Genomic DNA, 9,066 nt, shown 5'->3' on the forward strand with positions numbered 1-9,066 from the left:
AAGCATCGAACGCAGCCAGGGATGAAATCCCGGCATCGAATGCCATCGGAATGCTGGGATTTCGTCACGGCCTACAGAGCCACCCACAAGGCCGGGGAGAACGATGAGCACGGCGTTGGCGATGCTCGCCGCTATCTTGCTGGATCGCCTGCTGGGCGAACCGCGCCGCTGGCATCCGCTGGTGATCTTCGGTCGCATGGCGAATCAAGTCGAACAACGCCTGCTTGCAGATCGACGCGCGAATGGCGTGCTCGCCTGGTCATTGGCCGTGCTGCCGGGCGTGGTGTTCTTGGCGCTCATCCAACGCTATGCACCAGCGTGGCTCGCCTGGTGCATAGCGGTGATCGTGTTGTACGGCGCGCTGGGTTTGCGCAGTCTCGGTGAGCACGCGCGGCCCGTGGCACAGGCGCTTGCAGCGGGCGAACTGGATCAAGCGCGCAACGCGGTCGGTCGCATGGTCAGCCGCAATACGCTGCCGCTGGATGCCGGCCAGGTTGCGGCAGCCGCCACCGAGTCGGTGTTGGAAAATGGCAATGATGCCGTCTTCGGCGCGCTGTTCTGGTTCGCGATCCTCGGTGCACCCGGCGCGTTGCTCTATCGCTTGGCCAACACGCTGGATGCCATGTGGGGTTATCGCACACCGCGCTATGAACGCTTCGGCTGGGCTGCGGCGCGTATCGACGATGTGTTCAATTTCATTCCAGCGCGGCTTACGGCTTTCACGTATGCCTTGTGTGGCCATTTCGAAACAGCATTGCGTTGTTGGCGCATCCAGGCGCCGCAATGGGATAGTCCCAATGCCGGGCCCGTCATGGCGGCAGGTGCCGGGGCGCTGGGTGTGAAGCTTGGCGGCGCGGCGCCCTATGACGGTGTGTGGGAGGCGCGTCCCGAACTCGGCGAGGGCACTACACCCGATGCCGAAGCCATCCATCGTGCCTTGCAACTGCTGCATCGTGGCGTCGTGCTCTGGCTTGCTGTTGCATGGTTGTTGGCCATGGCGATGCAAGGAGGCCTGCATGCTTGAGCATGGTGGCCGTTTGCGTCGGGCGGTGCAGGCATACGGCATTTCGCTGGAACAATGGCTGGATCTATCGACCGGTATCAGTCCGTTTGGATGGCCGCTGCCGGATATTCCGTCTTCTGCTTGGCGGCGCCTGCCTGAGGACGATGATGGCCTGCTAGAAGCGGCTTGCGCGTACTACGAAGCGCCGCAGCTTTTGCCGGTGGCCGGTTCGCAAGCGGCCATTCAAGCATTGCCGTTGCTACGGCCCGCGTCGCGTGTCGGCATCATGGCGCCGGGTTATGCCGAGCACGCGCAGGCATGGCAGCGGGCTGGCCATCATGTGGTAATGGAATCCGCCGATGCTTTGCTGGCAAATGTCGCCAGGTGGGATGTGCTGGTGCTGATCCATCCCAACAATCCTGGCGGCGAGCGCTTTGACCCTGCGCGGCTGTTGCAGCTTCATGCCGAACTGGCCGCACGCGGTGGCTGGCTTGTTGTCGACGAAGCCTTTATGGACGTCGCGCCACAGGCAAGCGTATGTCGCTATGCAGATCGCGAAGGTCTGGTGGTATTGCGCTCGGTGGGCAAGTTCTTTGGATTGGCCGGTGCGCGTGCCGGTTTCGTGTGTGCGGCGCCTGCGTTGCTTGAAATGTTGCAGGAACAACTCGGGCCGTGGACCTTGAGCGGGCCCGCGCGCCATGTGTTGCGGCATGCGTTGGCGGATCGCACCTGGCAAGTACAGGCACGTTTACGCCTGCTGGAAACAAGTGAACGTCTGCGCGCATTGCTTGCACGACATGGCTTGGAGCCTTCCGCAGGTTGCGGCCTGTTCCAATGGTGCCGTCACGATGATGCTCCGCAGATACATCGGGCGCTCGCGGCGCGTGGCATTCTCAGCCGCCTGTTCGACGCACCGCCGAGCTTGCGCTTCGGATTGCCGCCTGACGAAATCGCCTTTGCGCGTCTCGATCACGCGCTGGCGGAGGTATTGCCATGACCGCGCGCGTGCTGATGGTGCAAGGGTGCACCTCCGATGCCGGCAAGAGCACGCTGGTGGCGGCGTTGTGCCGGTGGGCGTATCGGCGCGGCGTGCGTGTTGCGCCATTCAAACCGCAAAACATGGCCTTGAATTCAGCGGTCACCGTGGATGGCGGCGAGATAGGACGCGCACAAGCGGTACAGGCGCAGGCGTGCGGGCTGGAGCCAAGCATCGATTTCAATCCCATCTTGTTGAAACCGAACAGTGACGTAGGCGCGCAAGTGATCGTGCACGGTCATCCGGTGGCCAACATGGATGCGCGCGACTATCACGACTACAAGCGTCGTGCGTTTGACGCCGTCATGGCCTCGCATAAACGCCTCGTCGATGCCTACGATGCCGTAATCGTCGAAGGCGCCGGCAGCCCTGCCGAAATCAATCTGCGCGATCGCGATATTGCCAACATGGGCTACGCAGAGGCCGTGGATTGCCCGGTGATCCTGATCGCCGATATCGATCGTGGCGGCGTTTTCGCCCATCTGGTTGGCACCTTGGCTTTGCTTTCACCGCGTGAACGCGCACGTGTGGTCGGCTTTGTGATCAATCGTTTTCGCGGCGATCTGGCGTTGTTGCAATCGGGGCTGGAGTGGCTGGAACGCGAGACCGGCAAGCCGGTGCTGGGCGTGCTGCCGTATCTGCATGGCCTGCATCTGGAGGCGGAAGATGCGTTGCCACGTGAACGCATGGATAAATCGGCGGAAGCTCTGCGCGTTGCCGTGCCGGCGTTGCCGCGCATCAGCAATCACACGGACTTCGATGCATTGCGTGCGCACCCAGGCGTCGATCTGCACTTCGTCGGGCCGGGCGACGCTATTCCGGCGTGTGACCTGATCATTCTGCCGGGCTCCAAATCCACGCGTACCGATCTGGCATGGTTGCGCATGCAAGCCTGGGATGTGGCGATCGCGCGTCATCTGCGTTATGGCGGCAAGTTGCTTGGCATCTGCGGTGGCTTGCAGATGTTGGGACACGCCGTGCACGACCCCCTGGGCATCGAAGGCGAGGCCGGCTCCAGCGAGGGGCTGGGCTGGCTGGACCTGGAAACCACGCTGGAACCGCACAAGCAGCTGCATCGTGTGCATGGCAGGCTGGCCTTCGCCGAAGCCAGCGTGCAGGGCTATGAAATCCATTGCGGCGTCAGCCGCGGTGCGGCCCTGGCAAATCCGTTCGCGTGCCTGGATGATGGCCGCTGCGATGGCGCGCTATCGGCGGATGGGCGGGTGATGGGCAGCTATTTGCATGGTTTGTTCGATGGTCCGCAAGCCTTGGCTGCGTTGTTGCGTTGGGCTGGATTGCCACACGCGGCGCCGATGGATATACGCGCCTTGCGTGACGCGGATATCGAACGCCTGGCGGACGCGGTGGAGGCGCATTTGGATGTCCAGCGCTTGTGGCAATGGCTGGCATGAAAGGGAACTCAGGTGGCCCCGTCACGCTCGGCACGGCGCATCATCGACGATGCCCTGTTCCAGCGATCATTGATGGGATAGGGCAATCCTCCGTATCCTTCTTTTCTCATTTGATATCTGCGCCAGCGGCACCATAGCGTGTTGGACTTGGCCAGATAGGCCTGAACCGCTGCAACGGCCTCTTCCCTGGACAGGCTGATCATCTCCGAATTCTGCCATTGCACCTTCGGGCTGCAGAACCACGCCGGAGCCACTTCCTGTTTCAAGATGTCCTCAATCTCATCGATGGAATAACCAGACTCCTGCATCAGGCGGATGGCCCAGTGGTATTCCGAATCCCTCATCTCCCAGTCGACCAAGAGCCCAAACAGCGCTTCCCATACCGACCCGCGGCGCTTGATATCCAGTGGAGGCAATGCCATGACGTATTACCTTTGTGTTCGTTGATAGATCGATCCCCAAGCCGTATCGGCGCCATAGGCCGCCAGCATGCTGCCGGCCAAGGCCATGACGCCAACGCAAACAGGGGCGGTGGCCGCGCAAAGACCGAATGCCACGGCCGCACTGCCAACTGCCACGCCACCGGCGATACCCGCGCCAGCCAGGGTGCCTTGCCGCATCATTTCAAGGGGTTTGTCGTCCGCCTTGGCGACTTCGTATACGGCGATGGCAAACGAGGCCAGCATTACCCTTCGACCGGCTCGTCCTAACCATTTGGCTTGGTTCATGACCCTTGGACGGGGTCTCCCAGCGCTATCGATGATGTCGCCATAAACGGCGTTTTGTTGATGTGGTGACAGTTGCGAAAAGCGTTTTTGAAATCGCTCGGCAGCATACTTTTCCTCCAATTCGGACAACGTTAGTCCTGCCCGCTTCAGTTGGGTAGCGTAGGCGCGCACAGTCGGGCTGGTCCTCGCGCGCATCCCCTCCAAGATGCTATTGCGTACAGCATGAGCCTGCTCGGCGGCGGTGCGTGCTGAAAGCTGTCCCGTATCGACCGCTGCTTTGAGTTCTCGTGCCATTTCGCCGACATCCCGTTGGTATTGCGCTCGCATGCACGAGTCATGGATGGCGGCCGCTGCGAAATGCGAGGTGGCTGCATAGAGCTGGAAGAGTGCGTGGTCTAGTGCCGCAAGATCCTCTCGCGTGTTTTCCCGGCCGTTGCTTGTATCAGTCATGGCTTCTTGCCCGTGATGTGTAGTGACTTGATAAAGCATAGAAACCAGAGGTGGATCGGTGCAGTTATGCTTTAAGGCAGAACATGTAGGAATTGCCCAGGGCATCTGTAGGGCCAAACATGGCCCATGTGGCTCCCACCGTCGAGCGGTTGCCATTTAAATGCACAAACACGGTCATTGGTAAGATTGTTTTTATGACAACCTTGGGGATGGGTGATGGAGGTGGGAGAGCTTTGCCATTTTTTTTCAAGCGCGGGCGATGACCGATGCGTACCTTGATCCTCGGCGGCGCCCGTTCCGGCAAAAGTGCCCTGGCCGAGCGGCTGGCCAGCGAAAGCGCGCGCGATGTGGTCTACGTCGCCACCGCACAAGCCGGTGATGCGGAAATGGCAACGCGCATCGCCCATCACCGCGCACGCCGTCCGCAACAATGGCTATGTGTGGAAGAGCCGATCCGGCTTGCCGAGGTGCTGCGCGAACATGCCCGCGAGCATCGTTGCATCCTGGTCGATTGCCTTACGCTCTGGCTCAGCAATCTGCTCGGCAATGCCGACGAGCATGCTTTCCACCGCGAACGCACGCATCTGCTGGATACGTTGCCCAACTTGCCAGGCGAATTATTGATGGTCAGCAACGAAGTCGGCCTCGGCATTGTGCCGCTCGGCGAATTGACGCGCCGTTTCGTCGACGAAGCCGGACGCCTGCATCAAGCCATTGCCGCCGTCAGCGAACGCGTCGTGTTCGTTGCCGCCGGTTTACCTCTAGCCCTGAAAGGAAACTTGCCATGAGCCTTGAATGGCTTTCTTCACCTTGTGTCCAGCCCGATCCTGCATCTGCAGACGCGGCGCGTGCGCATCAGCTGCAACTGACCAAGCCGCCGGGCTCGCTCGGCATATTGGAAGCCGCCGCGATCCAGTTGGCGTCATTGCAGCGCTCGGAGCAGCCGACGGTGGATCGCGTGTGGATCAGCGTGTTTGCGGCCGATCATGGCGTGGCCGCGGAAGGCGTTTCGGCTTTTCCGCAAGTGGTGACCGGCGAGATGGTACGCAACTTCGCCACCGGCGGTGCAGCCATCAGCGTGCTGGCACGCAGCCTGGATGCGAAGCTGGATGTGGTGAACCTGGGGACAGTGAACGATCCAGGAGAGATCGCAGGCGTGCGTCGCGCGATCATCGCGCCGTCCACGGCGAATTTCTGCCTTGAGCCGGCGATGAGCAACGCGCAACTGGAAGCGGCGCTTGCCGCCGGTGCCGATAGCGTGCGCGAAGCGCACAACGCCGGCGCGCAATTGTTTATTGGTGGCGAGATGGGTATCGCCAACACCACTTCTGCCGCCGCATTGGCGAGTGCATTGCTGGATGAGCCGCCTTCCACCCTCGCCGGTGCCGGCACCGGCCTCAACGCTGCAGGTATCAAGCACAAAGTGACCGTGCTTGAACGTGCCTTGGCGCAGCATGCCGCCGCCACCACCGCACTGGAACAGTTGCGTTGCCTGGGCGGTTTTGAAATCGCGGCGCTGGTGGGCGCCTATGTAGCCGCAGCGCAGGCGGGCATCCCGGTGCTGGTGGATGGCTTTATCAGTACGACGGCCGCGTTGACGGCGGTAATGATTCAGCCTGACGTGCGTCCATGGCTATTGTTCTCCCATCGGTCGAAAGAGCACGGGCACGCGAAGCTGCTGTTGACGCTGCAAGCCGAGCCGCTGATCGATCTGGGGCTTCGTTTGGGCGAAGCGAGCGGCGCGGCGATCGCCGTGCCGCTGCTGCGGCTTGCCTGCGCGTTGCACAACGGCATGGCGACGTTCGAGCAAGCCGGTGTGTCCAATGTCGATTGAGTTGCTGCGGCATGGCGATACTGCGCAGCGCAGTTATCGTGGCCAGCTGGACGACGCCTTGAGCGAGCTGGGTTGGTCGCAGTTGCGTGCAGCGGTGCAAGGGCGCGAATGGGATGGCATTATTTCGTCATCGCTGCAGCGTTGCGCGGCGTTTGCGCGTGAGTTGTCGCAAGCGCGCGGCTTGCCGCTGCGCATCGATGCGCGGCTTGCCGAATATCACTTCGGTGCATGGCAGGGCGTGCCGATCGAACGCATTGCGGAAGAGCAGGGCGATGCGCTGGCGCAGTTTTGGGCTGATCCGGTAAAGCATCCGCCGCCGGGTGCGGAAACCTTTGCAGCGTTTCGTGACCGCTTGTGCGCAGCATTGGATGATATTGCGCTGGAATCCGGTGCGCGACGCGTGCTGGTGATCACGCACGGCGGCGCTATTCGCTTGCTGCGTTGCCGGGTCGAGCAGCGCAGCTATGGCGACATGGCTGGCATCGAGGTGCCACACGCTTCGTTGCATCCGTTGCCTTGGCCGGTGGGGGTATCGGCCTGATGCGCGCCTTGCTGCTGGCCATCGGTTTCCTGACGCGCCTGCCGGTGCCGGCGCAGGCGTACGACGACCCGAACGCGAAAGCGGCGTCGCTGGCCTGGTATCCGTTGGTCGGTGTACTGATCGGTTTGTTGCTTGGCGTTTTCGCCTGGTTGTTGCATGAAACCCCGGCGCTGCTGTCGTCCGCTTTGCTGGTGACGGCCTGGGTGGCGTTGACGGGTGCCTTGCATCTGGATGGACTGGCCGACAGCGCGGACGCGTGGATCGGTGGCATGGGCGATCGCGAAAAGACGCTCGCGATCATGAAAGATCCGCGCTGCGGTCCGGCCGGCGTGGTGTCCCTGGTGTTGGCGCTGCTATTGAAGTTTGCCGCGGTGGCAAGCCTGGGGCCGGCACCCTGGGCTGCCTTGTTGCTGGCGCCGCTGTTGGCGCGTGCTGGGCTTACTGCGCTGTTTCTCGTCACACCTTATATACGCAGCGGTGGACTGGGCGCGGCGCTGACGGATGCGCCGCGCCGGGCATGTGGCGTGGCCTTGCTGCTTACGGCACTGGGCTGCGTGCTGTTCGGTGGGCGCGGTCTGCTGGCGTTTTTGCTCGCAGCGGCCGTATTCGGCCTGTGGCGGCAGGCTTGCCTCAACCGGCTGGGCGGCTGCACCGGCGACACGGCCGGCGCGCTGGCCGAGATGATGGAAGTAGCGGTGCTGGTGGGTTTCGCCGTACGCTGATAAGGACCGTTGAAATCAGTCCTTCCGTCCCGATAATCACCCGCGGCCATCGGCTCCGATGGTGTGCGAAGCCTTTTCCTATGCCTATCTACGAATTCCAATGCAACGCCTGCGGTCACCGTTTCGACCGCCTGCAAAAACTTTCCGACCCCGACCCGTCCACCTGCCCGAGCTGCGGTGCCGAACAGGTGCAGCGCCAGCTCAGCGCGCCGCAGTTCCGTCTTGCCGGTGGTGGCTGGTACGAAACGGACTTCAAGAAGGACGGCGACAAGAAGCGCAACCTGGCCGGAGATGCCGCCGCCAGCACGAGCACGTCGTCGGAAACGAGTGCCAGTCCGTCGCCTGCGCCCGCTCCCGCGGCTACTTCGACATCGACGACCTGACGTAGGTTGGGGTGCGAACCCCAACATGCGCAATGTATGTACATGGCGATGTTGGGGTTCGCACCCCAACCTACGCGTCAAACGGCGCGATACCGTGGGGAATGCTAAGATTCCGGGCCTTTTCCACGCCAGATTCGCCGCCCCGCGCGGCCCGGAGCATCAAGCGCATGCGCACGCATTACTGCGGCCTCATCAACGAGTCGCTGGTCGGCCAGACCGTTACCCTGTGCGGCTGGGTCAACACCCTTCGCCTGCAGAGCCACGTCGCTTTCGTCGATCTGCGCGACCATGAGGGCATCGCCCAGGTCGTGATCGAGCGCGAAAACGCCGACGCGTTCGAGGTGGCCGGTGAGCTTGGCTACGAGTACTGCGTGAAGGTGACCGGCAGCATCCGCAAGCGCCTGTCCGCCAATGACAAGCTCAAGACCGGTACGGTCGAGCTGCTGGCGGAGAAGGTGGAGATTCTCAATGCCGCGAAGGATCTGCCGTTCGCGCTGCACGAGAACCCCAACGAGGACATGCGGATGACCTACCGCTACCTCGACCTGCGCCGCCCTGACATGCAACAGATGATGCGCACGCGCATCAAGCTGGTGCAATCGCTGCGCCGTTATCTGGATGCGCGCGGTTTCCAGGATATGGAAACGCCGATTCTCACCAAGGCCACGCCGGAGGGCGCGCGCGATTACCTGGTGCCCAGCCGCGTGCATCCCGGCCAGTTCTATGCGCTGCCGCAATCGCCGCAGCTGTTCAAGCAGATCCTGATGATGGCCGGCTTTGATCGCTACTATCAGATCGCCCGCTGCTTCCGTGACGAAGACCTGCGCGCCGACCGCCAGCCGGAATTCACCCAGCTCGACATGGAATTCGCCTTCGTCGAAGAGAAGGACGTGCAGGATTTCGTCGAGGCGATGATCCGCCACGTGTTCAAGGAAGTGGTTGGTGTGGAGCTGGCTG

General features: G+C 62.2%; 11 protein-coding genes. 9 read left to right on the plus strand and 2 right to left on the minus strand.

The genetic code is table 11. From position 1 onward, the window contains the following. Window positions 1-103 precede the first annotated feature (103 nt). From cbiB to VJR68_RS16055, 3 genes are read left to right on the plus strand one after another with little or no spacing between them, the layout of a single operon-like run. Window positions 104-1,024 (plus strand): adenosylcobinamide-phosphate synthase CbiB, encoded by a 921-nt coding sequence (gene cbiB, locus VJR68_RS16045; protein WP_324149329.1) that lies wholly within the window; start codon window positions 104-106, stop codon window positions 1,022-1,024. Continuing rightward, complete coding sequence (gene cobD / locus VJR68_RS16050) at window positions 1,017-2,000, plus strand: threonine-phosphate decarboxylase CobD (protein ID WP_324149331.1); 984 nt, start codon at window positions 1,017-1,019, stop codon at window positions 1,998-2,000. Before cbiB ends, cobD begins: the two co-directional genes overlap by 8 nt. Beyond that, a complete protein-coding gene (locus VJR68_RS16055) occupies window positions 1,997-3,451 on the plus strand; it encodes a cobyric acid synthase (RefSeq protein ID WP_324149333.1) in 1,455 nt (484 codons plus the stop codon). The genes cobD and VJR68_RS16055 overlap by 4 nt, the downstream gene beginning before the upstream one ends. A gap of 8 nt (window positions 3,452-3,459) precedes the next feature. On the opposite strand, the gene VJR68_RS16060 is transcribed toward VJR68_RS16055, so the two are convergent. After that, complete coding sequence (locus tag VJR68_RS16060) at window positions 3,460-3,873, minus strand: DUF7079 family protein (RefSeq protein WP_324149335.1); 414 nt, start codon at window positions 3,871-3,873, stop codon at window positions 3,460-3,462. Between the two features lie 6 nt (window positions 3,874-3,879). Continuing rightward, window positions 3,880-4,629 carry a hypothetical protein gene (locus VJR68_RS16065; protein ID WP_324149337.1) on the minus strand — a complete coding sequence of 250 codons (750 nt, stop codon included), beginning with the start codon at window positions 4,627-4,629 and terminating at the stop codon, window positions 3,880-3,882. 266 nt (window positions 4,630-4,895) lie between these two features. Between VJR68_RS16065 and cobU the strand changes: the two genes are divergently transcribed. From cobU to VJR68_RS16095, 6 genes are all read left to right on the plus strand, one after another. Then, window positions 4,896-5,417, plus strand: coding sequence for a bifunctional adenosylcobinamide kinase/adenosylcobinamide-phosphate guanylyltransferase (gene cobU, locus VJR68_RS16070; RefSeq protein WP_324149339.1), 522 nt, complete (start codon window positions 4,896-4,898; stop codon window positions 5,415-5,417). Beyond that, the gene (gene cobT / locus VJR68_RS16075; protein ID WP_324149341.1) at window positions 5,414-6,463 is read left to right on the plus strand and encodes a nicotinate-nucleotide--dimethylbenzimidazole phosphoribosyltransferase; all 1,050 of its coding nucleotides are present in this window, start codon (window positions 5,414-5,416) and stop codon (window positions 6,461-6,463) included. The genes cobU and cobT overlap by 4 nt, the downstream gene beginning before the upstream one ends. Continuing rightward, complete coding sequence (locus VJR68_RS16080) at window positions 6,453-7,004, plus strand: histidine phosphatase family protein (RefSeq protein ID WP_324149343.1); 552 nt, start codon at window positions 6,453-6,455, stop codon at window positions 7,002-7,004. The genes cobT and VJR68_RS16080 overlap by 11 nt, the downstream gene beginning before the upstream one ends. Continuing rightward, window positions 7,001-7,726: an adenosylcobinamide-GDP ribazoletransferase gene (locus VJR68_RS16085; protein WP_324149353.1), complete on the plus strand. Its 726-nt coding sequence runs from the start codon at window positions 7,001-7,003 to the stop codon at window positions 7,724-7,726. The genes VJR68_RS16080 and VJR68_RS16085 overlap by 4 nt, the downstream gene beginning before the upstream one ends. 80 nt (window positions 7,727-7,806) lie before the next feature. Further along, window positions 7,807-8,109 carry a zinc ribbon domain-containing protein gene (locus VJR68_RS16090; protein ID WP_324149345.1) on the plus strand — a complete coding sequence of 101 codons (303 nt, stop codon included), beginning with the start codon at window positions 7,807-7,809 and terminating at the stop codon, window positions 8,107-8,109. Window positions 8,110-8,276: 167 nt separating this feature from the next. Next, window positions 8,277-9,066: amino acid--tRNA ligase-related protein (locus VJR68_RS16095; protein ID WP_324149347.1), on the plus strand; the 790-nt coding region annotated here is incomplete at its 3' end.

The sequence above is a fragment of the Dyella sp. genome, from assembly GCF_035277725.1.
GTDB lineage: Bacteria > Pseudomonadota > Gammaproteobacteria > Xanthomonadales > Rhodanobacteraceae > Dyella_B.

What these genes read in the sequence shown, in the direction of transcription:
- VJR68_RS16080 (WP_324149343.1), top strand. Translation starts at nt 6,453, where the DNA reads ATGTCGATTGAGTTGCTGCGGCATGGCGATACTGCGCAGCGCAGTTAT.
- VJR68_RS16055 (WP_324149333.1), top strand. Translation starts at nt 1,997, where the DNA reads ATGACCGCGCGCGTGCTGATGGTGCAAGGGTGCACCTCCGATGCCGGC.
- cobD (WP_324149331.1), top strand. Translation starts at nt 1,017, where the DNA reads ATGCTTGAGCATGGTGGCCGTTTGCGTCGGGCGGTGCAGGCATACGGC.
- cobU (WP_324149339.1), top strand. Translation starts at nt 4,896, where the DNA reads ATGCGTACCTTGATCCTCGGCGGCGCCCGTTCCGGCAAAAGTGCCCTG.
- VJR68_RS16090 (WP_324149345.1), top strand. Translation starts at nt 7,807, where the DNA reads ATGCCTATCTACGAATTCCAATGCAACGCCTGCGGTCACCGTTTCGAC.
- cbiB (WP_324149329.1), top strand. Translation starts at nt 104, where the DNA reads ATGAGCACGGCGTTGGCGATGCTCGCCGCTATCTTGCTGGATCGCCTG.
- VJR68_RS16060 (WP_324149335.1), bottom strand. Translation starts at nt 3,873, where the DNA reads ATGGCATTGCCTCCACTGGATATCAAGCGCCGCGGGTCGGTATGGGAA.
- VJR68_RS16065 (WP_324149337.1), bottom strand. Translation starts at nt 4,629, where the DNA reads ATGACTGATACAAGCAACGGCCGGGAAAACACGCGAGAGGATCTTGCG.
- cobT (WP_324149341.1), top strand. Translation starts at nt 5,414, where the DNA reads ATGAGCCTTGAATGGCTTTCTTCACCTTGTGTCCAGCCCGATCCTGCA.